20 protein-coding genes are annotated in these 22665 nt (G+C 59.7%); 14 read left to right on the forward strand and 6 right to left on the reverse strand.

All coding sequences use genetic code 11. The annotated features are described in order from the left end of the window. Positions 1-11: 11 nt before the first annotated feature. Positions 12-149, forward strand: a complete 138-nt coding sequence (locus tag ACOJB8_RS35040; RefSeq protein WP_475016821.1) for an ATP-binding protein — start codon at positions 12-14, stop codon at positions 147-149. An 882-nt stretch (positions 150-1031) separates the two neighbouring features. On the opposite strand, the gene ACOJB8_RS35045 is transcribed toward ACOJB8_RS35040, so the two are convergent. Beyond that, on the reverse strand, positions 1032-2408 hold the full coding sequence (locus ACOJB8_RS35045; RefSeq protein WP_069268395.1) for a hypothetical protein: 1377 nt from the start codon (positions 2406-2408) through the stop codon (positions 1032-1034). Between the two features lie 867 nt (positions 2409-3275). Here ACOJB8_RS35045 and ACOJB8_RS35050 point away from each other — a divergent pair. After that, entirely contained in the window at positions 3276-3863 is a 588-nt protein-coding gene (locus ACOJB8_RS35050) for a hypothetical protein (RefSeq protein ID WP_475016764.1), read from the forward strand. Positions 3864-3965: 102 nt separating this feature from the next. Here the strand turns inward: ACOJB8_RS35050 and ACOJB8_RS35055 are convergent, their stop codons facing one another. Then, positions 3966-4376, reverse strand: a complete 411-nt coding sequence (locus ACOJB8_RS35055) for a hypothetical protein (protein ID WP_475016766.1) — start codon at positions 4374-4376, stop codon at positions 3966-3968. Next, entirely contained in the window at positions 4337-5998 is a 1662-nt protein-coding gene (locus ACOJB8_RS35060) for a ParB/RepB/Spo0J family partition protein (protein ID WP_475016767.1), read from the reverse strand. The genes ACOJB8_RS35055 and ACOJB8_RS35060 overlap by 40 nt, the downstream gene beginning before the upstream one ends. Before the next feature lie 218 nt (positions 5999-6216). Between ACOJB8_RS35060 and ACOJB8_RS35065 the strand changes: the two genes are divergently transcribed. The 6 genes from ACOJB8_RS35065 to ACOJB8_RS35090 all read left to right on the forward strand — a co-directional run bounded on the left by ACOJB8_RS35065 (position 6217) and on the right by ACOJB8_RS35090 (position 9570). Then, complete coding sequence (locus ACOJB8_RS35065; RefSeq protein ID WP_069268392.1) at positions 6217-6633, forward strand: antirestriction protein; 417 nt, start codon at positions 6217-6219, stop codon at positions 6631-6633. A gap of 51 nt (positions 6634-6684) precedes the next feature. After that, on the forward strand, positions 6685-7512 hold the full coding sequence (locus ACOJB8_RS35070) for a DUF932 domain-containing protein (RefSeq protein WP_475016770.1): 828 nt from the start codon (positions 6685-6687) through the stop codon (positions 7510-7512). A gap of 51 nt (positions 7513-7563) precedes the next feature. After that, on the forward strand, positions 7564-7872 hold the full coding sequence (locus ACOJB8_RS35075; protein WP_069268390.1) for a hypothetical protein: 309 nt from the start codon (positions 7564-7566) through the stop codon (positions 7870-7872). Positions 7873-7935: 63 nt separating this feature from the next. Beyond that, entirely contained in the window at positions 7936-8166 is a 231-nt protein-coding gene (locus tag ACOJB8_RS35080; RefSeq protein ID WP_475016772.1) for a DUF3717 domain-containing protein, read from the forward strand. Between the two features lie 928 nt (positions 8167-9094). Beyond that, positions 9095-9385: a transcriptional regulator gene (locus ACOJB8_RS35085; RefSeq protein WP_069268389.1), complete on the forward strand. Its 291-nt coding sequence runs from the start codon at positions 9095-9097 to the stop codon at positions 9383-9385. 44 nt (positions 9386-9429) lie between these two features. Next, entirely contained in the window at positions 9430-9570 is a 141-nt protein-coding gene (locus ACOJB8_RS35090; protein ID WP_176732989.1) for a hypothetical protein, read from the forward strand. Between the two features lie 521 nt (positions 9571-10091). Here ACOJB8_RS35090 and ACOJB8_RS35095 read toward each other — a convergent pair. Continuing rightward, positions 10092-11486 (reverse strand): replication initiation protein, encoded by a 1395-nt coding sequence (locus tag ACOJB8_RS35095; RefSeq protein WP_368618988.1) that lies wholly within the window; start codon positions 11484-11486, stop codon positions 10092-10094. 1107 nt (positions 11487-12593) lie between these two features. On the opposite strand from ACOJB8_RS35095, the gene ACOJB8_RS35100 reads away from it, so the two are divergent. After that, on the forward strand, positions 12594-13799 hold the full coding sequence (locus ACOJB8_RS35100; protein ID WP_069268410.1) for a ParA family protein: 1206 nt from the start codon (positions 12594-12596) through the stop codon (positions 13797-13799). Next, entirely contained in the window at positions 13796-14785 is a 990-nt protein-coding gene (locus ACOJB8_RS35105) for a ParB/RepB/Spo0J family partition protein (protein WP_475016776.1), read from the forward strand. Before ACOJB8_RS35100 ends, ACOJB8_RS35105 begins: the two co-directional genes overlap by 4 nt. A 1075-nt stretch (positions 14786-15860) precedes the next feature. Here the strand turns inward: ACOJB8_RS35105 and ACOJB8_RS35110 are convergent. Both ACOJB8_RS35110 and ACOJB8_RS35115 read right to left on the reverse strand, forming a co-directional pair. Continuing rightward, positions 15861-15983 carry a hypothetical protein gene (locus tag ACOJB8_RS35110; protein WP_256095012.1) on the reverse strand — a complete coding sequence of 41 codons (123 nt, stop codon included), beginning with the start codon at positions 15981-15983 and terminating at the stop codon, positions 15861-15863. 130 nt (positions 15984-16113) lie between these two features. Continuing rightward, the gene (locus ACOJB8_RS35115; RefSeq protein WP_475016778.1) at positions 16114-16281 is read right to left on the reverse strand and encodes a hypothetical protein; all 168 of its coding nucleotides are present in this window, start codon (positions 16279-16281) and stop codon (positions 16114-16116) included. Between the two features lie 959 nt (positions 16282-17240). Between ACOJB8_RS35115 and ACOJB8_RS35120 the strand changes: the two genes are divergently transcribed. From ACOJB8_RS35120 to pxpA, 4 genes are all read left to right on the forward strand, one after another. Next, positions 17241-19505 carry a bifunctional diguanylate cyclase/phosphodiesterase gene (locus ACOJB8_RS35120; protein ID WP_475016780.1) on the forward strand — a complete coding sequence of 755 codons (2265 nt, stop codon included), beginning with the start codon at positions 17241-17243 and terminating at the stop codon, positions 19503-19505. Beyond that, entirely contained in the window at positions 19505-20545 is a 1041-nt protein-coding gene (locus tag ACOJB8_RS35125; protein WP_475016782.1) for a helix-turn-helix transcriptional regulator, read from the forward strand. The genes ACOJB8_RS35120 and ACOJB8_RS35125 overlap by 1 nt, the downstream gene beginning before the upstream one ends. A gap of 223 nt (positions 20546-20768) precedes the next feature. Next, complete coding sequence (gene dctP / locus ACOJB8_RS35130; protein ID WP_342922162.1) at positions 20769-21746, forward strand: TRAP transporter substrate-binding protein DctP; 978 nt, start codon at positions 20769-20771, stop codon at positions 21744-21746. A 129-nt stretch (positions 21747-21875) separates the two neighbouring features. Further along, positions 21876-22652, forward strand: a complete 777-nt coding sequence (pxpA, locus tag ACOJB8_RS35135) for a 5-oxoprolinase subunit PxpA (RefSeq protein ID WP_475016785.1) — start codon at positions 21876-21878, stop codon at positions 22650-22652. Positions 22653-22665: the final 13 nt, after the last annotated feature.

The following is a 22665-nucleotide window of genomic DNA, read 5'->3' on the forward strand; positions in this document are numbered from 1 at the left end:
GTAACGAGCAGATCGGCTCAGGGCTCGGACTGGCAATCGTCCGGACGATTGCCGACCGGATGGGTGCCGAAGTGAGTCTGGCGCCCACCGACACGCATACGCAACGCGGCTTGCGCGTGTCGGTGCGGATTCCACCGCACTCTCGCTGATCTCGCTGCGAGCGCACATCTTCCAGTATCCATCAGTCCGTACCCGGGGTGTCGTCAAGTTTCGGAAGTTCAAATTGACCCGGGCGGCGAGCGCTGATGGTCGCAAAGCCACGGACTTGATGAGCGGCCAATCAGCGATCTGACGTCCTCGAACAGGGAGCCGGGAAGTAACTGTGTTATGGATGAAGCCCGGTATGGGTGCCTTGGGTCGGCACACACGGCACGTTACCGGGAAACGCCGGCCGGGCGGAACACCCCGGTCCGCGGCCGCCGGATTCTCTCCGCGCCGCGGAGAGAATTCACGGCCACCACCACCGGTCACTCCGCAAGCGCGCCATCCTGATCAGAAAAGGCCGCCCTGCCGCGTGTCCCGCACCGGGGACAGCGACGCCCGGGCGCGCCGAGCCGCCGCACGTTCGCGACCGGTTTCGCCTTCACCGCTCAGGAAGCCCGTCTCGCTGACGGCATCAAGCCAACGGTTACATACGATCCCGACACGTCAGGAGGTACACTACTCCCGCAGTTACCTCACTTGCTGAAGACGGGTTTTTGCACCGTCTGCCTATGTTGGGGGGTTGGGCGCTGCAAGACCGTTAGTCGCATTTATCGGCTGGACGACCATCGCGGTTGGCAGCAGACGGATTTGACAGTTGGCCAGGTAATGTTGAAAAAGGCGCATTCGGTAATGGGCGCCCCGCAGCCGTCAACCATTGCGCGCGGCCGCAACGATATTCACAACGGTCGGCAAGCTGTGACGCCCCCCAGCATGGCCGCTACCCAAGCGTCGTGGTCGGCGTCGCGCTGGTGATGGCGCGTGAGTCGCCGGCAAGAAGCGGAGCATCCATCAGAAAGATGAGCGGCTGACGGGGCACCGTGAATCGTTCAGACTGGCCTGGTCTGCGAAACACCGGCGAGATGCAGGATCTTTGCTGCGACCCTGCGGAAAAACGCGTCGTCCCGTTCCTTCTGGGCAGCATCATCAGCGACGCGATGCTCGATCAGAATGCCGCGGCGCTTCATGATTTCCTGAGTACGCAACTTGCGCTCGAGGTAGTCAGGATCGTCGGCGCCCATCGTCTCGATGACGATACGGTGCAGCCGTGCCGCAACGCCAACCGCTGCCACCGATCGGAACGTCAGTTCAAAGTCGGGGCGGCACCACTGGCTCGGCGCGTCGGTCCGCCTCACCTCCCGGTCAAAGAGCGGTTTCCAGAGCGTCACGTCAACGCCGTGCTTTTTGACCCACGCCATGACGTCGAACAGCAATTTCAGCGTGACTCGCTCATACCGGCTGTCCAGAGGTACGGGGCGCGCAAACGAATACGCATGCTGCGCGAACGCTTCCCGAACGCGCGCGTTGCCGTCGCGATCGCGGTCTACCACGCCGAGCACCCAGTAAGGGGGCTGCGTCAGTCGCTGATCGCGGCCTCCGGCGCGGATACCCTTTTCCGGGCGAAGAATGCACTCGCCCATGCTCGTTTTCTTGATTGCAGCGCCTGCGCGAAGCTCGTCGGCGACGAACAGCAGTAGCGCACTGCGTGCCTTCTTTTTCGGCCATACCAGGGCGTCGACCTCTGTCATCTTCTCGTTGAGATGTGTCCATGGCTTGAAATAGAGTATCTGCGAGAGTGATAGCTGCGGGCTCAGCGCCTGATCTGCTGCATATGCCTCGAGCCGCTCCCACGTTCTGGACTTGTCATTTAACGCGTCGACGTGCAGCCGTGCGAACCCGGCGTCGTCAAGAAGCGTGTGCAGGATGCGTCCGAGCCGCGGCAGGCGGCGCCCCCTTTCGCCAACGCCGCCCCCTGATCCCGTCGAGCCGCCCGGTCGTGCCGCGCCTTCATTCAGATCATCCAGGTAGTCAAGCGCGTCGCCCACTGGTCTGAGCGGATTGTGCTGGCCAGGGCGCGCGCAATCATCGTCCGGCTCAACGTCTTCCGGCTCCGGTGTCTGCCGGAACGACGCCAGGGCGCAGTGGTGCTCGCCGTATTGATGCATGCGCACGAAATGACGCGGGCCGTCTTCACGCATCCGAGCGGTCAACCGCGGCCGGCCACCGGGTGCTCTGACGCAGTCGCACTCGAGCCACAGACGCACATGTCGTCCGTCGTGCATCTCTTCGAGCACGGCTTCCACGAGTCTGACGTCCTCAGGCCGCACTTGCTGTCCGTCGCCGCAGAACCGCCGCACAGCTGCAGCTTCTTCAGCACTCAGATGTCGCCTCACCGTCCCGGGGTGATCCCGCTCGACAAGTTCCATGTTGCGCTCAGTGTGAGAGTCGGACGAGCATTGCGAGGCTGTGCACGCGCAGGAGCGAAGCCTTGTAGTCCAGAAACCCGCCATGCATCTGGCGGGCGAACGGTGGGATGGATACAGCTGCGCGTGTAGCCGTGTCTGATACAAGCGGTGCCAATGGTTCGGGGCGCGAACGACAGCCGTTGAAGGCGGACGATGCGTGATGACTGACTGCTCATGCGCACAAGACCGTCTTCGGCAAGAGTGCAAAGCATGTCGTTGATCTGCACCATCGACGTATCGAATCGCCTGGCCAGCTCGCCCGCAAGGTACTCGCGGCTCGACTCCATGATCTCAAGCATTCTTGCAGAATTGAGTTTCATCGGACTCCCCAGGAACAATGCTGAGAATATACTGCCGTCGCCAGGGTCCCGTCGCCGCCCGCGCATGAAAAGCCCGAAGTGCACAGCTGGGAGCACGCCAATTTCGTGCTCACGGACATCGCGCACGCCGACGCCTTTGCGAAGATGCGCATGCAATTCCGTTGGTGAAAAACTCCTGGTGCGCCCAGACGCACGTGCCACCGGTCTGTCTGCAAAGCAGCGCCGAGCGCGCTCGTTGGCGGCGGCTGCCGGGTTCTCCAAGGGGTATCCCCTTGGAGCACGCTATATGTAGACGGAAATGCGTCAGCATTTCCGTCTACATATACGTCGTGCCTCGCCCCGCAGCCAAGCGCCGGTCGATAGATCACGCATGGATCATAATGAATCGACGCTCAATCATTTCTGGACGGCCTGCGGATCATGAAAGATCGCATACCTAACAGATAGGATGCACCTTTCGATCATTCGCGGCATACTGTGTCCGTTCCCCCTGACGTGAGCGCTCAAAATGGACGCCCTGATTGCGGTACAACGCGCGCAACGCCTCGACACCCTCGCGGCTTCGTCCGATGGCCGGTCCAAGACCGCCCAGCTTCGCGACGTGTTCGAGAGCGTTGAACGTGCCATTCGCTCGGGCGTCCGGTACGCCGCGATCATCCAGGAACTCGCCGCAACCGGACTCGTCTTCACCTATCAGACCTTTGCTCTGACACTCAAAAGAATCCGGCGCGAACGGGGCATCGTGTCCCGCCTCACGCGCGCGTCACAGGCGGAAACTGGCCCGGCAGTCAGTCGCGCTCCCGCAGACGTGCCAAGGCAGGCGGCTAACCCGGTAGCAGCCGAACGCGGTGTGCCCGACAGTGAAACTGGCGTGGACCCGGCTGTGGCGGCCGCGCGCCCCGCGGTGCGTGAGCGGCGCCCGATTGCGCCTGTCGGTGCAAAGCTGCCCGACGACTGGCTCACCGCAGAACTGACGCTTGAGCAGAAACACCTGTTGACGCACGAACAACGCATAGCACGCGCAGATGCCAAGGTCAAACAGTACTGGCCCAACCCGTTCGACCCGGTGCCCCCCGAAAAAGACCAACCGGCATGAGCGCCGGTAATTTGACCCTGCATTCGCACGTGCAATGAAAAACCGCCCGGACTTCCATCCGGACGGCTTCGTGTGGACTACTCGAATGCGCGCGACGCGCGCTCAGTACGGCGCGTCTTCCTCCTCGCCAGGCGAGGCCTGCGCTTCGGACACTCCGTCCGCTTCGGCTGCAGCGGCGTCGCCGTTTTCGTCGTATTCCTCCTCGTCATCCTCGTGGTAGCCGTACGTGACGCGCTCCGGTACCTCCCGGTTACGCAGCACTTCCGGCAGCCAGCCCGAGTCCGTCATGCGAAGTTCCGCCGTCGTCGCTGCAGCGTCCTTCTTCATGCCGCGCACTTCGCTTGCCGCCTGGGGCGATACGCTTTCGCCCACAACGGCAGCAATCCGGTCTTTCGCCACGTGTTCGAAATACCCGGAGCGCGTCGGCTTCCAGTAGCGCGAAAGATCCACCGCAAGCGTGTTCGAGATCTCGTTCACCGCGTGCGGGCGGTCTGCGCTGCTGATCCCGTCCACCGTCGCCGCCATGCAGAACGCGAAGAGATTCGACAGCACGTCCTCGCCCTGTTCCAGCAGCCATGGCAGCAGGTCTGCCGCGCGCCTGGGCAGCATGCGTGACCACTTCTCGCGTTCGCCTTCCAGTGCCTTCCAGGCCACGCTCTCGCCCATGTCGTCGGCATTCGATACCAGCGCCTCGCGCGTCGTGTGCACGTCGATCCTGACCGCGTAGTCCAAATACGCGCGCGCCCGTACACGTCATCGAAAACGACCGGAATGATGCGCTGCATCAGCACAGCAAGGGCTACGGTCGGTTGCTGCGCAAGCTCGATCTGGACGGCGGCGGTACGGTGCGCGGTCAATCGTTTGCACAGCTTCTCTCCGTGCAACGGACGCTCCTTCGGTGCGCGCGCCGCACCTGCGCTCACCGCGTGCGTTGCGCGTGCCTGCGCAGTCGGTGCCTCCTCGCGTCGCACCAGCCCCCGCTCAATACAGACTCGGCCCTCGTCATCGAGATAGACATATGCGCCTGCCTGCTTCATCTCTTCCGGGTCGAACGCCTCGAAGCGCTCCGCGTACTGGTCCACGGCAAACGTCGCCGCCGTGGCCTCAGCCTCCAGACGCTCGCCCCGTTCTTCGTCCGGCTCACCGTCCTCGTCGTTGTACGCGTTTAGCGCGGCCTGAGCGGCGTCGGTCGTTGCGGTGAGCGCGGCCAGTTCGGCTTTCTCGTCCTTCGTCGGCTTGCGGGTGGTCGAGCCGATCCGGCCACAACGCAGGATCTCCATCGCCGGGTATTGCGTCCGTGCCTCGATCCATTGCCAGCCTTCCCTTCCGACCGCCTGGGATAGCTCGATCAGCCGTTCCGTTGCGAGCCGGTGCAACAGTTCGGCATCTTCCAGGTATCCCGCGTTTGCGTCGTCGCTGAACAGGTCGCGCCTCACGCGTCCGCCTGCCGCCTCGTAGGCGTCCAGGCCAACAAACCGCGCCAGGGCGCTTTCGCGTGCATCGATTGCCGCGAGCGTGATGGCCTTGCGCAACTCGTCCGGTCGGCGCTGCCAGCTATTGACGGCTTCGCCCCATACGCGTTCCTGCGTCGCGCGGTCATCAGCCAGGGCCAGCACCTTCGCCTGTTCGTAGTCGAGCCTGTCATTACGCAACAGGTCGAGCAGTGACGGCGAAAGGTTGGCGATTTTCAGCGCGCGGCGTACCGCAACATCCGGCACCGCGAACAGCGCCACGCTCTTTCCTTCCTCCGTCAGCAGCCGGAATGCCACGCACTCATCCGCCAGATGCATAGCCTCACGTTCGCGGTTTTCGATTAGCGACGCGGCGACGGCTTCGCCCTCGCTGACGATCAGGACAGGTACTTCGTAGTCTTTAGTAATCCGCCCCTGCTCAACCAAAAGGTCGAGTGCAGCCAGGCGGCGCTGGCCCGCGCATACGCCAAGTTTCGGCAACTTCGCGCGGCCCTTCATTTCATGCACGACGAGGTTCTGCATCAAGCCTTTTTCGCCAATGGTTTCGGCTAGGGCTTCGATGCCGGTCGGCGCTTTCTTGCGAACGTTCAGGGATGACAGGCAAAGGCGGTTGTATGGAACGTACTGAATTCCACCGGCTGCGTTCGAGGTGGGTTCGGTCATCAGATTTCTCCGGTTCGGCCATCGCTTCATTGCGAGGCACAACTCTATTATATAGGGCTTTTAGCCCTTATAATGGCAATTGAAAAATATGATTGATCATCTATCTCAGTATACACATCCAATCAAAAAGCCGTAATCACTCATTGATAGTTAGGTCTTTTAGACCTAATATAAACGTGTGCCTCGCAATGAAGCGATGGCCGAACCGGAGAAATCCGATGACCACTGAAGTTCAAAACCGCGTTACTTCTTCTGTCGTTCCCGACGAGTTGCGCCTGAAAGTGCTACTGCGCTACCTCGGTCGTCACTACCTCACAGGGGAATCCTTGGTGTATGACTGGGCCGCTCGTCTGTGCAGCAGATACGAGGGAGGTTTCTGGCATTTCTTCTCCCTCTCCAATGACGGCTTTTACATGGCTCCGGCCGATTCGGGCCGCGTGCATGTGCGCTGGCATATGAACGGCTACAGCGACATGATGGGCGCGGATGCCTTCGGCATTACCGTCACCCTCTTCGCCCTCTGTCACCTCGCGGAAAAGACCCTTGATGACACGATCATCGAGCGTTACCACCAGTTGCGTGAGTTCGCCACGCAGCACGTTGAAGCCGCGAACATCCTGCGCGCCATCGACTAACCGACCGGCCCCGGCCCCCGGGCCGGGTTGGCTCCTTCATTGGGGAATCAAATGAGCAAGCTTACAACTCGTTTTAGCGGGAATGCCGTCGCGCTGCGTTCGCAGCATCCTCTGACGAATGACCAGATTGCAGAGGTTGCGCCTTCCATTCTTGCCCACACCGCGCACGAAAGCCGTTCGGCGCGCTACAGCTACATTCCGACAGTCGATGTACTCGACGCCCTGCGCAAGGAAGGGTTTCAGCCTTTCATGGTCTGCCAGACCCGAGTGCGCAATGAAGACATGCGCGATTTCACCAAGCACATGATCCGCCTGAGGCATGCCGACCAGATCGGCGGTCGCGAAGCCAACGAGGTTATCCTGGTCAACTCGCACAATGGCGCATCGAGCTACCAGATGATCGCCGGAATGATTCGCTGGGCCTGCCAGAACGGCATCGTATGCGGCAACGTGACGAACGATATCCGCATCCCGCACAAGGGTGATGTGATTGGCGAGGTCATCGAAGGCGCATTCAAGGTGGTGAAAAGCTTTGATGAGACGGCAGCGCAACGCGAAGGGATGGCGGCAACGGTGCTCGATGAGGGCGAACAGGTCGCCTTCGCCCGCGCAGCGCTCGCGTTGCGCTACGACGAGGGCGCGCCTGTGCCAGTGACGGAACGGCAGATTCTCGCGCCGCGTCGCGTCGAGGATCAGGGCTCCGATATCTGGACCACCTTCAACCGTGTGCAGGAAAACATGATTCGCGGTGGGCTGCACGGTCGGAACGCGAAGGGCAAGGCGACCACGACCCGAGCCGTCGCGGGCATCGATCAAAACATCCGTCTGAATCGTGCCTTGTGGGTGCTGGCTGACGAACTGCGCCGCCTGCGCGGCTAACCGGATCGCCCCGGCTTTGCGGTCGGGGCGCACCCAGAAAGGGGATCTCACATGGATCTGCTCAACACCCGTCCTACGTGGCTGTCCGCGCTGCTGCCGCTCCTGGCTGTTTGGCAGTACGGAGACCGTGACATCGTTCGCGGCGAACTATATCGCATGGCCCTGTCGGCTGACGCGGCGGCACAATCCGCCGATGCGCTCCGGCGCATTGCCAGCATGCTCGATCACAACGGCAATCCGGTAGAGATGCGTCGCGAGGAATTGCGCGCCATCGCCCGCGTCGCCCTGGCTGGTTTCGAGCGCGTGCCACCCTACGCACCTGTTGCCACGCTCATGGAGCACGACGGGAATCTGCATTAAATTTTGACATCCTTAATAATATTCAACGCCCGCGTAGAAATCGCGCGGGCCCGTGACGCAACCATGACTACCGTCTTAACCATTACTGAAATTGAACAGGCAATCAACTACTGGTGCGCACAGGAATCGCGTGGCCAGGGCGAGGCGCTGTGTGCGAAAGCGCGCCCCCTAGCTGAAGTGTACGGCCTGATGATCTACGAGCGCGCCACGTCTGTAGCGGTGTCGCGGCTCACGCCCGAACAGGTCGACGCCATCCGCAAGGCGCTTGGAAACCAGCAACCGCCACCGTGTTAGCCTCGCGATCTGTCGCGACGCTAACCGAACTGCCGCGCGCTGGCGTCCATCCCCCTGCAGGCCAGGAGGTTGGATAATCGCGGGAGCATCGCGCGCGCCGCGCGCCCGGATCGAGGCGCACGGGGTCCCCGATGGCCGCATCGTCGGACATGGGGAGAGCGCCGGCGCGCCGCGTAAGCGGCGGGACGATCCGGTACGGCCCAGGCCGACCAGCCCGGGTCGTCAAGCGTCCGCAGGGCGCGTGTATCCACCGCGGCGTAAGCCGTGGGGGCTGGATAATTACGGGAGTATCGCGCGCGCCGCGCGCCCGGATCGAGGCGCACGGGGTCCCCCATGGCCGCGTCGTCGGACATGGGGAGAGCGCCGGCGCGCCGCGTCAGCGGCGGGACGATCCGGTACGGCCGAGGCCGGCCACCAGCCGGGGTCGTCAAGCGCCCGCAGGGCGCGTGTATTCCCCGCGGCGTAAGCCGTGGGGGCTGGATAATCACGGGAGCATCGCGCGCGCCGCGCGCCCGGATCGAGGCGCACGGGGTCCCCCGTGGCCGCATCGTCGGACATGGGGAGAGCGCCGGCGCGCCGCGTCAGCGGCGGGACGATCCGGTTTAGCCCAGGCAGACCATGGGCCGGGGTCGTCAAGCGCCCGCAGGGCGCGTATTTCCCCCGCGGCGCGAGCCGTGGGGGCTGGATAATCACGGGAGTATCGCGCGCCGCATGCTCGGATCGAGGCGCACGGTGTCCTCATGACCGCAAGTCGAACATGGGAAGAGCACCGGAGCGCCGCGTAAGCGGCGGGACGATGCGGTAGAGCCCAAGGCGGCCACCAACCGGGGTCGTCAAGCGCCACAGCGCGCATGTTTCCCCCTCGGCGTAAGCCGTCGGGACTGGATCGTCACGAAGTACATGGAAGAATTAGCGGTTCGAGGTAAGGATGAGCTATCAAATTGAAATCCGGGCCGCCTGCCTGCGATCGGCGGAGGACGGCTGGGAACAGCCGAACGGAGCCGAAATTCAGGAGGTTATCCGTCGCACCGGCTTGCCGGGACGCGCGGTTGCGCGTTATCTCGGCTTGTCAGAATACGGCGGTCGGCAGGTGCGCCGCTGGATCAGCGAAGACGCCGCAATCCCTTACTCGGCTTGGGCCTTGTTGTGCGACCGGGCCGGGCTCGGGTGTATCTGGCGCCCAGCAGCAGACCGCGCCGGGCTGGATCCACTCCCATGACCGTGCATGTTTCGCCCGCGCAGACTCGAGGGGATGCTTTCTAGATGCAGTTGGCAATCGGGAAGCGGGAACTGGAAAGCGGGCGGGTGATGCACGAGCTCGTCAACGCCCGCCGCGCGTCGACGAACTGCGAGGCGGAAATCACTCACCTGCGGGTGACGACCCACAAGATTTGCCGCATGTGATCCATCACGCTTGAAACAGGCAGGTCGGCAGTATTCTTGCCTGACTGGGCGCCTCGGGCCTCCTGCTTCACGACGCGCGGGTTCGGTAACGCATAGCGGCGATCGCACCACGATCGATCCCTGCTGATGCCAACTATGCTGATGCGGATTTTCGCTTGCACGCGATGCGAAATCTCAGCTAGGAAAATCGCCATTCTATTTTCAATGCCATTCGATCAGGTCTCTCACGCACCCGACCTATAACTCGGCAATCCGGACGAATTGTTGCGGAAGGTGAATACCCGTCATAAAGCGAGATCGAGTGGAAGATCGATATGCGCGCTACCCATCAACCGGTCTGTCTCCAACTCAATAGGCAAAGCGTGGAGGTGCATCCGCGACGCGGCCACCTTCAGCTGCCGCACGAGAAACATGGTGGTGAAACGGTCTCGGTTAACGCAACAACCGCGAATGCGAGCTAGCGAGCTAGAGGGAGATGCTGAGCAGGTCTACAAGGTGTAAAGCCGAGAGCTCGCGTACCGTTAAGCCTTGGAGGCGGCCTTCGCTTTGGTGCGCAGAAACACGAACGAGTAGAGCGCAAAGGATAGATCCTTATGCGCCAGCACGTCCGACTCATGAATCGTCGCCGGGTTGAGCTTCACCCGCTTGATGGCCAGTTTACCGGCCGCGGAGGCGATAAAGGAACGCATGAAGTCTTTTTGCGCCTTACCGTCCGCCTTGTGATACGCCTCACGGCCGAGGTCAGCATTCTCGACGGTCTGTGTTTTGCTGCGCTCCTCTGCCGCCGCAGTGCTTGCGGCGACGGCCGCTGTCGCCAATTGCTTCGCGCTGAACTCCACCCTCTCCTGTTCCTGCTGCTGTTGCTGTACCGTTAGCATTTTGCGATCAGCGTCCGATAGCTTGTAGCCGTCGGTGATAGCTTTTAGCAGGTAGGCGCCCGGACTCTTCTTGACTTGGCCGGAGTCGACCTTGGCGCGGGTGTATTCGATCGCCTGAAGAATACGCTCATCCGACCACACGGCGCGGTTTTGCGAGATGGTGTTGAACTGCTTTTCTGTGAAACCGAATTCGTTCTTCAGCGTCGTGTATATCTCTTGCGCGCCAAGCAGGCTCGCTCGAACGGCCCCAGCGGTTTCCTTTCGCGTCAGCCTGAAACGAATCCGGTCAATCTTTTTCGACTTCGGGCTCACGGTGCGAGTCTCGTAGCTCAGATCGATGTCCGAGACTGCGTTTATCTGCTTAACCGCCTTGTCGAGGTTGTCGCGTTTGAAATACTTGAATTCGGTTGCAGTCGACGCAGCCTTCCCTGGCCAAGCACGTACCACATCGACTTCGATCCACTCGGTTATGCCTTCCGCCACGTAACCGATGACGTGGTCGTAAATGGCTCGAGCATAGGTAAGCGTAAAGGCAGAGGTGATTCTCAGACTCAACCAGTGCGACTTTACCGGGTCCTTGATGTGCGGAATGAGCGGCTCAGGAACCGCAAAAGTGATGCGCCCTTTGTCGATACCCACGATACCGATGAGCTGTACGGACACCCACTTCTCGTCCTCCGCGGACGTACTGCCAGGGGGCGAGGCCGAAACTTGAATTAAGGCTTTTTGAGCCTCGGACACCACTGTTCGCAGGTGCTTGTAGTTGTAACTGTCATAACGCATGAGCCATCGGAAGTAGCTCAGCTCGACGTCATAAACCTTCGGGGTGGTCGGCTCCTGCGCCACGATGAAGTGCGCTGCATCCAGGAATCGCCTGGCTGTAATGCCAACATCGGTAATGTCGATAAAAACGTTGTTACGCTGATAGCCAATCTCCTTCGTCGATTCGTTGATTGGCGTATCGGTGGCGAGCATCTCCTCGAACAGCTCAAACGACAGCTGGCGCGAGGTTGCGCGCGTCATGATGTTGTTTGCCATCGAGGTGCCTGTCCCTAGTTGCCGGTCGCGCAGACTGTAGCACACGTAGGTGAGATGTCAAAACAAAAAGACTCACCATGACGGGGACCGTTTCAACAAATCTGCTCACCTTCCTCTAGGCACATGTCCGTTCAACAAATCTGCTCACCTTTCTGCTTTCGAGAGGCAGAAAGCCTCGGGGCGACGGTTGTATGTTTTTCAGAATCTCTTAAAAAGCAAAACGAACGAACAAACTACAGCGAAAAACAAAGATTCTTAAAAACAATGGGTTAGTCCCATGTAGGTGAGCAGTTTTGTGCCTGAGGTGAGGACTTTTGTGGACCGAAAGTGAGGAGAAATCCATTGCGAGCGTGAGAAGTTTACCAGCGCAAAGTGAGGGATTCTGTGGCCGCAGATTGACGGTGAGCATTTTTGTTGAATGTTGCACCCGGTTGCGGAAAGCCTTACCTGGCGGGGTCCTCGGCCGAAAATCGCTCGAAATGGGTGAGTCGTTTTGTTGAAGCATGGTGAGTGCTTTTGTGGCGCAGCGCAGCTGGGCTGCTCGGTTTACCGGCATGAACCGTAACAAGGCTCGCCGCACGGCAGGTTGCGGTCTGGGCATCTGTGGATAAGTCGATAGCCGGTGGACGATGGTGAGCACTTTTGTAGGCAAGTTGCCGTCGACCCTGCGTTCAACGCTTACGTTATGGGCTGCCGGGCGACTTACGACCAGGCTGCGGAGGAGGTTTCTGAGGCAAAGGTGCCTCGCGTTGTGTGCCAAGGCGATATGCCTGCAATTGGATGGTGAGAGAAATTGTTGAAAGTGCGAGGCAGGGCGCATCAATTGGCAGATTTCAACAATTCTTCTCACCCACCTTCACCCCTCCTCCACCGACTCCTCCACCGACTCCTCCAGCGAATTTCAACAATTTTTCTCACCATGAAACGTCGGAATGCTTGCGCACGAACCGCCAATTCTGGCCCTTCCGTTGCCTCGTTCGATCTTTTTGTGTTGTTTTCCAATGGGTTAGGTGGAAAATTTAAGAAACTTACTATCTGGAAGCGATTTTTCTAATGTTTTCGAGTATTCTACGCTTCGTCCCGATTTCCGGTGAAAGTGTAAAAACCATGTCTAAAGCCGAATTTCCCGCTATCACGCGCAAGGTTCCCCTGGCGAAGATTGCCAAATTTGCGAAAAAACTGGACGGGCTGACGGCGGAGCTGCGCGAGCAAATCCTCACGCCGAGGCCGCGAAAGGCGCCGCCAAACTTTACGACTGCCGAAGTGGCAGACCTGTGCGGCTTGGACCGAACCAAGCTCCACTACCAAGCGACGCGGGAAGGAAGCGCGTTGCCGCCGGGCGTTGCGCACGGCACGGGCCGTAGCCGCCTGTTCACCTTGGCCGAGGCGCGTACCTACGTACAACAGTTGTCGGAAATCTATCAGTCGCCGCTCGTGACTGGTCGCGACGCCGACGGCAAGATTCTTCTGGTTGCCAACTTCAAGGGTGGGTCGACGAAGACCACGACGACGATGTGCATCTCGCAAGGGTTGTCGTTGCGCGGACGGAAGGTGCTCGTGGTTGACTTGGACCCGCAGGCCTCTCTGTCCGAACTCTGTGGACTCTATGCCGAGAACGAGGTCGACGAGGATTCGACCGTTCTGCCTTTTATCTATAACGAGGAGATGGAAGGCGGACTGGAATCTGCCATCAAGGAAACTTACTGGGACGGGCTGGATGTAATTCCCGCGCATCCATCGCTGTTCAGTGCTGAGTTCTTCATCCCCTCGATGCTTAAGACTCGCCCGAGCTATCAGTTTTGGGCAATCCTGCGCAAAGGCCTGGAGCCGCTGCGCAAGAAGTACGACTACATCATTCTGGACACAGCTCCCTCCCTCTCCTACCTCACATTGAACGCGCTGATGGCAGCTGATTCGATGGTGATGCCCTTGGTGCCGGAGAGCCTGGACTTCATCAGCTCGGTATCGTTCTGGGGGCTGTTTTCGGATATTGCCGCGAACTTCATGGAGAAGGAGTCAGACAAGGTCTACGACTTCATCTCCGTGATTCTGTCGAAGGTGGATACAAGCCCGACGTCGTCAGCACCCATCGTACGCTCGTGGACGCAACGCGCCTACGAAGACTGGCTGACCACCACCGAGATTCCCGCGAGTTCGGTGATGAGCAACGGCGCGCTCGCGCTCTCGACAGTGTTTGACCTCAGCAAATCCGACGGGGTCTCAAAGACGGTGCAGCGTGTACGCCAACCACTGGTTGAATACTGCAGGTGGATTGACAACATGTACATCGACGAATGGAGTCTCGCACAATGAGCAGTATTCGTGACCGTATGGCTCTCCAAACTGCCAACCTCCGGAAGACGTCCTCAATCTCTGACGATGAGATGGACGCGACCAAGCTCGCGGTCGAGAAGCCGAAGACAGGGCCTGGGATGGCAGGGGCGTTGGCAGCCGCACAACTCAAAATTCAAGAGTTGGAAGCGAGTGGTGGCCAGGCAACGATTCCTGTTGCGGAGGTTGTGCCTAATCCATGGCAACCGCGGCGGATTTTTGCCGAGGCCGAGCTTTCGGATCTTGCCGAGTCTATTCGCGAAAAGGGGTTGGTTCAGCCGGTGGCGGTGCGGCGCGTTGATTCCGTCTACCAGCTGGTCGCTGGCGAGCGGCGATTGCGTGCGCACAAGATGTTGGGCATGGAGCAAATCAAGGCGGTCATAGTCGACTGCTCTGATGAGGACATGGTTGTTCTTGCGTTGGTAGAGAACATCGGGCGGTCCAACCTAGCCGATTATGAAATTGCGATTTCGCTGCGTCGTGCGGAAGCAGAGTTTCCGAATCGAAAGCGGCTCGCCGAGTCCCTCGGTATGTCTCGCACCGGACTGTATCAGTTCTTGGCGTTCGACAAGCTGCCTGATTTCATTAAGGATCAATTGGACTTGCAGCCCGCGCTGCTTGGGTGCAATGCTGCAGAAGAAATTGTGTCGGCTATCAAAAAGCATGGCACTGCCGGTTTGGCTGCGGCAAAGGACTTGTGGCCAGACGTTGTCAAAGGAGAAATTCTTCAGGGACGATATGCTGCCGCGATCGTAGCGCAGGCCACCCGTCAGGGTTCGAGAGCGGCGGCCCGCGAGCGGAGCATCGCGAAGTTCTTTTCGGGAAAGGAACAGGCCGGGAGCATTACGAAGGACGTGAACTCGTTCACCGTCAAAATCAAGACCGGGTCCCTTAGCGAAATTCAAGAGACTCGAATCCGGCAACTTATCAGCGAGCTTTACAAGGAAGAACCAAGCGCGCAGCAGTAATCGAACTTATTGGACAGAAGCCCGCAACTTTGCGGGTTTTTTTTCGTCCCCAAAGCGATACGCCCGTAACACTAGAGTGTCGGCAATAAGGGAAGTTACAGGGAGCGCTCGGAGAGCGCGTGCCCGCGAGGTTTCGACGCGCTGAACCCGACATGGCCCCACGGCTCGGACGACGTCGTGCGGTGTCAGTAGTACCGACACTTCGGCCTTTCGTTCCGACCTGACCCGCACCGCACGTTGTACCTCGAGCGGACGTCAAGGTGTCAGTATTACTGACGCGCTGAACCTCCGGATAGCGCCATGGCTCGGGCGACGTCGTGCGGTGTCAGTAGTACCGACACTTCGGTCTTTCTGTGCGGCTTGACCCGCGCTGCACGTTGTACCTCGAGCGGATGTCGAGGTGTCAGTATTACTGACACGCTGAACCTCCGGATAGCGGCCATGGCTCAGGCGACGTCGTGATGTGTCAGTAGTACCGACACTTTGGCGACCTGTGCTTACGTCAACTGCAGGTTAGGTGTTGCCTGAATGAGAACAGGCTTAAACGAGGCCTGCCTGTCTGGAAGACGTTCCGTCGAATGGACCATGTGACGGAAGAACACGCCAAGCAACTCGAACGCCAGTATCCATGGCCTCCAGTGTTCCCGTCATCCTGACTTGAGGTCGATCGCTAGGCGCGCCCACCTAGTGCATCGCCGTCCGCCAAACGCTAATTCAAAGCGCCGCCGCCGGCCCTTCGCCGGCACGGTGTCGGCGACGCCATGCGGGCCCGTGGAGCTTCTGGCTTGGCGTATCAGAGACCCGCCGGTTCAGCGCGCCGGCAATCTTGCATGATGTCGTTGAGACTGACCGGAGAAGGCGGTGCCGGCATTTACCGTGAGCCGTGCGAGGCGATCTGCAAGTCGTTAGCAGCCTGTTTTGCGCGGGGATGGTTGCGCGCAGCCGGCGGTCGGGGCGGCCGAGATGCCGCGGTTCAGTCTTGCCTGCGGTGTGCGGGTGCGAATCGTGGTGTCGGCCCGGAGATGATCGTTTGGCATGAGCAGGAAATATCATTCATCAAGCCTCCACGCCAGCATCAACTAATAACTTCTAGGTGGCGCGCACCGTCCGGCACCGCATCGACCACCAGCCGGCGGTCGAAGGTGCCCAAGGCGCCCTCATGCAGGCGCGCGATCGCGAGCAGGTACGTGTCGGTCACCTGGTCGGTCGCGAGGATGCGGCTCGCGTCGACGTGCTCCCGATCGAGCAGGCTCAGGCCGTTGGACCAAAAGATGTGGCCAGGATGAGCGCGCAGCTTTGCGACGAGTGGCGCGACCGCGGCCGACGTCTCAATTGCTTTCGGGTAGCGCGATGATGCGCACGCCGTTTTCGATCAACGGGCAGGGTGCCCACGCCGGGTGGTTGACCCGACCGAACCATTCGTGTGCAGCTTCGCGCTGTACGTGCCCGGCGTCGAGCAGCGCAATCAGTACGTTGATGTCAAGCAGATACGCCATCAGGGTGCCTCGTCGCGGCATCTGGTTGACGGGTTCGGGCGTGACGGAGCCGGCGGCGTGAGCATGGCAATACCGGCAGGCCGTCGCGCGTGGTGGCTGCGGCTGAAGGGCGCTGCAGCGCCGTGCGGGCGAGCTGCGAGATGACGCGGCCGATCGACACGTGCTCGCGGTCGGCGCGCGCGCGGGCGAGGGCGAGCACGTCGTCATCTATATCGAGGGTGGTTCGCATACAGGGGCCTCCGCAGATACCCGGTTGTTCCACACCCGTCAGGATCGTCCGGTTCGCATCAAGCATCAAACATCATTCAGGAGTCCTTCTGACTTGGGCTGCGTTCTCCGGTAATCTGCGATGAACGACAAAAACCGGTTGTTGAGATCCGCTCTAGGCGGCACTTTGCGAAACCCGATCGCGATGAGGGCCGAAGAAACCTAGGGAACCTTCAGGCGATAATAGGGCCAATCTGTCGTCCCCGTGAAACATTCCATGGCGCATGCCGTGTCGGCGAAAATCGTTGTCTGGCAAGGCTCGCACAGTGATCGCCGAGGAATGTTTCACGAAAAGCAGGGTGCCGGCGCGTGGCCCGTTCGCCATTCCGACCTTGACCGATGGGCGACAGTGCTTTTGTCCCCATTCGCCTGCACGTTGTAGCAAAAAGAACGTAATTTGTAGCGTTCCCGCGCGCCCATGTGTGGTGCATGATCGCTGGGTGGCGGTCTCCGGAAACTGCCGACGGGACGGGCGAACTTGCGGCGGCCGTCACATGACCCATTCCGGCAGCAGAACATTGGCCGGCGCGCGCCGTCGTCAGCGGTACTAGCCGCCTTGCCGGCGGCGTGAAAGACCGCGGGAGCAGTAGATATTCATTTCACATAATGAGAAACAGTTTGTAACCGTTCCACGATTTGAACAGGTTCTTCCTCAGACTATTCGTGTCGTTGAAGTCTTAGGGGAACCAGCGATGGCCTTGTCGAAATTGCAGAGAGCTGCCTTGGCTCCTGGTCGTCTGGCCGAAGTTTTGAGCGCCTACGCGGACCGCACTTTCACGTTCCCGCTTGTCGCGCTGGTGTTAATTGCGTCTATCTGGGCAGTTACCGTTCAACGTATTCACGACGAGGGTGAGCAGGCCCATACCGCCGCGGCCGTCACGAGTTCACGCCTGGCCAGCGCCTTCGCGGCGCACATCGCAAAAACTGTTCACGACGCCGATGTAGTCGTGCAGTGGGTCAGGTATGAGTACGAGCGTTCGCCGGCGACATTTTCGCTCTCCGACTACAAGCAGCGAGGGCTTGTCTCGGCCGATACAGCGTTACAGGTAACGATCGTCGACGCGGCGGGGCAGGTTGTGCAAACAACGACGCCGGACGCGCGCGCCGTGAACCTATCAGATCGGCTGCACTTCCGGGTTCATGAGAAAGGGAACATCGGGCTCTATATCAGCCAGCCAGTGCTCGGACGCGTTTCGTCACACTGGACGCTTCAGTTCACCCGCCGACTCAATCATCTTGACGGTACATTCGCAGGGGTGGTCGTTGTCTCAGAAGATCCAAATTTTCTGACTGACGGGTTCTACAACCTTGATGGCCTTGGCCTCCACGGGATGCTGACTGTGCTGTCCGACAACGGCTATTTGCTATCGCGACTGGCCGGTGGGGCGCCCGCGTCGCCCAATGGGCCACCCGCCTCGGCCTATTCGGCAATGACCGGAGCGAAGGGAAAGGTTGTTAAGGATCCGGTGGATGGCGTTCAGCGTGTAGTTTCATATCGCCATCTGTCTGCATATCCCGTCTCAGTAGTCGCGGGCGTTTCGGCCGAGGACGCACTGGCTCCGTATCGCCGAGCCAAGGTGCTCTACTGTGCGATCGCCTCCTTTTTGAGCCTGTCGCTTTTGGCTGCTGCTGCTTGGCAGGTGGTAGTGACCTGTCGATTTCGGAAACTGGCCGAGACGGACTCACTAACTGGACTGCCGAATCGGCACCTCATGCTGCAAACCGCGCGCCGATGGATGCGCGATGAAGAACCAGGCATGGTAGGGCTCCTATACGTCGACCTGGATAACTTCAAGGTCATCAACGATACGTTGGGGCATAAGGTTGGGGACGACCTGTTGCGTAACGTTGCCTTTCGTCTTCAAGAGTGTGCGACATCAGAAGATTTGCTGGCGCGGATAGGTGGCGACGAGTTCGCGTACGTCCTGCGAGGCGAGCACGCACTCGCGCACGCCGAACGGATAGCTGTCGATATCATTCAGGCGTTCAAACGTGTATTCGTCATGCGTGGTCACGACTACACCGTCAACGTCAGCATCGGTATTGCCTTGCATAGCGATCCGGATGACAGCGAGTTTGGACTACTGTCGAAAGCAGACCTGGCGATGTATGCGGCCAAAGAACGTGGTCGTCAGGGCGGGGAAAGTCGGTTTCATATCTATACCCGTGACCTTTCGGATCGCGCGCTATCGCTGATCGAGCGACAGCAGGCGTTGCAATACGCAATCACCAATCGTGAATTTTTCGTGCTCTATCAACCGATTGTTAGCGTCGAAGGTACGCTACGCGGCGTAGAGGCGCTTGTCCGATGGAGGCATCCGCAGAAGGGCGTATTGAAACCCGACCAGTTCATCCCCCTCGCGGAATCCTCCAGTCTGATAGTGCAACTTGGTGAGTACGTCTTGCGGCAGGCGTGCCGCGAGTTCCAGGCCTGGCAGGAAGCGAGTGACAACCGGCTCTTTCTGTCGGTCAATGTGTCGCCGGTTCAACTCGCCCGGGGAGGGTTGGCGCACACCATCAAGGAATGCCTTAACGACAATCTGATGGATCCCGATGTACTCCAGCTCGAGATAACCGAAACGGCGGTGCTTTCCGGAAGCCGCGAACTGCGATCACGGCTTCAGGATATTCGCCGACTGGGCGTCAGGGTTGTGCTGGATGATTTTGGCACCGGTCAATCGTCGCTATCGCATCTGACCTCGCAGACCGTCGACGGTATCAAGGTCGACCGGCAATTCACCGAAGCGGCGCCGGGCCAGAAGATGGCAGCGGCCCTGGTTGAAAATCTTGTTCGGCTTGCGCGGGACGTCGGGCTATCGTTGGTGGTTGAAGGTGTCGAGACCCGGGAGCAGGCAGCATGGTTATCGCGTTTCAAGGACGTGTCACTTCAAGGATACCTTTATGGTCGTCCGGCACCGATCACTGAACTAACGGCAATGCTCAAGGTAGGTCAGTAATGTTCGGCTCGGTGGTCGAAAAGTTACCAAATGCTCGCGCGAACGTCGTGTATCAACGACGTGAGAGGGGCGGGTCGGATAGCGTCATTTTGCGCCTGCGGGACTATGGCGAGGGACGCTTGATCCTCGAGCGCGTGATCTCCCGTCCGGATGATGTGAGTCTTACGCTCCTTCTACCGCTGCGGGGCGAGCGGGCGCTGCAGGAATTTTCGGGCGCTGATCCGTGGGGCGACATTCTCGCGCCGGCCTACGATGCGATCAAGAGTGCGTGCCGACAGACGTTCAATGGGAGGAAGCGCCCGCCACGGCGCATTCGATCCGTGAGCGTCGACGATGTGCTGGCAAGCATGCCTGCCTGCACCAATGAATACGATCTCGCAGCGCTGTTGGATGACCTTTCTAGTTCGCTTGGTGCTGAACAATACTGCATCACCTGGATCGATTTCGATAGTCGTGGCGACAGGGCGGAGCATCGGTATCTCGTCGGATGCGATCCTGCTTGGATGCAGAAGTACGTGTATCGATCGGGCTACATGAATGACCCATTGCTCGAATATGCGAAGCGAAACGCATCTCCGGTAACGACATCTGGTCTTCAAAACGGAGCGACAGAACACTGGTTACTTCAGGAAGCGCAGGGCCATGGTTTGTACAGCATGCTCACGTGTCCAGTGCACGAGCCCGCGAGATCGACATTAACAATTCTGCAGGCAGCTGTCGGGGCGAACTGCGCCGATGGCGATGGGATCCTTTCGCGCAATCAGAACAGGTGGCGTAGCGCCGCTGGCGCCCTGTCGGACTGGCGGCTGAATCAGCTGCGCGAGTTTGCAGGACAGTTTCAACTCGTTGGTGAGGAGTTGACCGTGTTGCGTGCCTTATTGCATTGGAAGGACAGCTCTGCAGAGACGATCGCTACCGCACTGGATATGCGTGCGCGCCACGTCAGACAGGTCGTATACCCAAGGATTACTCGAAAAATGGGTGTCTCTCACATCAAGGAAGCGGTAGCACTTGCTTTTAAATGCGGATTGATTAACTAAACAATTGGTCGCGCATATAGGGTTATCACATTTTTCAGGTGTTGGGAATAGAAAATAGAAAGTGGAATTTACGCAGGCTTGTCGGCTAAATTGACTCCAAGTTTGCGAGCCGGTTCTTCTATTCCTGACGATGAAAACTACGATTCTCGCTCGATCCGTTTGCTTCGCGGTAGCGTGCCTGCTGGTCGCTGGTGAGTCACGCGCAGCTCTCGGAGATAAGCAAGTGTACTGGTCGATGGTCACGTCATACCCTGAGGACACCGTATCAGGCCACGGTCTTCGCTCGTTCGCCGAACACGTCGCAACGGAAACGCAAGGTTACATAGCGCCGCACATCCAGTATCGGACAAGCAGGCGCGCGGCACAGCTGGTCGACGACGTACGAGCGGGCGATGTCGACGCAGCAGACATCTTCGGTGGCAATCTGGCCGCCCTCGATCCGCTGTTCGAACTGTCAACGTTGCCATTTCTTGCGCGTAGCGAAGCGGACGCGAAAGCATTGGCGTGCATTGCGGAGCCAGCCTATCGTCGCGTGCTTGCGAAAGTCGGTTTGCATCTGCTGGTGGTGTCGCCCTGGCCGCCCACGGGGCTCTGGTCGCTCACGCCTCTCAAGAACGCGAGCGATATCACGCATCTGAAAGTTCGTACCTATGACGAAACGTCGGCGACCGTGCTGGGCAACGTGGGTGCACAGGCGGCCAGTTTGCCTATGGAGCAGGTCAAGTCGTTAGTTGGCGAGGGTGGTATCAATGCAGTGCTGTCTTCCGGGGACGGATCGGTCGGTAACACCCTCGCCGGCATACTTCCGAATTTCGCTGCAGTTCGATACGCCTTCCCGGTTTCGTTTCTTGTGATGAGCGAGAGCCGCTTCAAAGCGCAGTCGGCCCAGCGGCAGCGGCAAATCACAGCTGCTGCTCGTGGTGTGCAGAGTGCGGAATGGCAAGCACTTCCTGAACGGATGGCGATCAACTATGCGCACATGAGGAATAACGGCGTGGTCATCGAGGATCCGATTTCGCCAGAGCTGCGCGCGACGCTGCAGAACGAAGGCCGGGCTAGGGCGCGCGAGTGGCTGGGTAGGGTGGGGCCAGCTGGTCAGGCCATTCTTGATGCCTACATTAATCGTCAGACTGCTCCGGCCGGCACTGGGTGCCGGCCGGGAGTGGTGGAAACACTCGACGCGGCGGTCTGGGATGAATAAACGAGCCAGGATTGCTTTCGTTGTCGCGGCAGCGAGGTGTGCAACTCGAGGAATGAGGTGGTTGGTGATGGTGCGATTTCGGTTGATACGCACTGCGAAAGTACTGTAAGAGTTGATGTGAGGGAAGAAATGAATGCAAAGTCAATCGATCTGAACGTCGATCTCGGCGAAGGGTTTGAGCATGACTTCGAGCTGATCAAGCTCGCGAGTTCGGTCAACATCGCCTGCGGCTGGCATGCTGGCGACCCTCTGACGATGCGACGGGTCACAACAGAGGCGATTCGACAAGGCGTCGCAATTGGAGCGCACCCGAGCTTTCCTGATCGCGAGAACTTCGGCCGCGCACCGATGTACCTACCGGCTGACGAAGTTTATGCCGGCGTGCAGTATCAAGTGGGTGCGTTGGCGGCTGTCGTGGCGGGCCTCAACGGCCGCCTGGTGCACGTGAAGCCTCATGGGGCACTCTACAACATGGCTGAGGTCAACGACGAGCTCGCCGTCGCCATCGTGCAGGCGATAAAAGACTACGACCCGGGGCTGCTTATCTACGGACTCGCTGGTGGTCTGCTCGTCCGCCTGGCCCGTGAAGCGGGATTGCTTGCAGTTGACGAAGGCTTTGCTGATCGCGCATACACCCCGGAAGGCAAGCTTGTGCCGCGATCGCAGGCGAATGCCGTGTTGGATAGCGATGTAGCGGCGTGTCAGCAGGCGCTGGGCATGGTGCGTGATGGCCGGATCAAGGCAATCGATGGCCGCTGCATCAAATTTCAGCCAGGGACACTGTGCCTTCACGGGGACGGTGCCCACGCTGTGGCGTTTGCGAACCAGATCGGCGATGCCTTACGCGACGCCTGCATTGCTGTCAGGGCGCCGCAGACTACGCGGCACGTTTCGGAGCACGCGTGAAAAGCGAGGTCGC

The organism is Paraburkholderia sp. BR10141 (assembly GCF_056155635.1).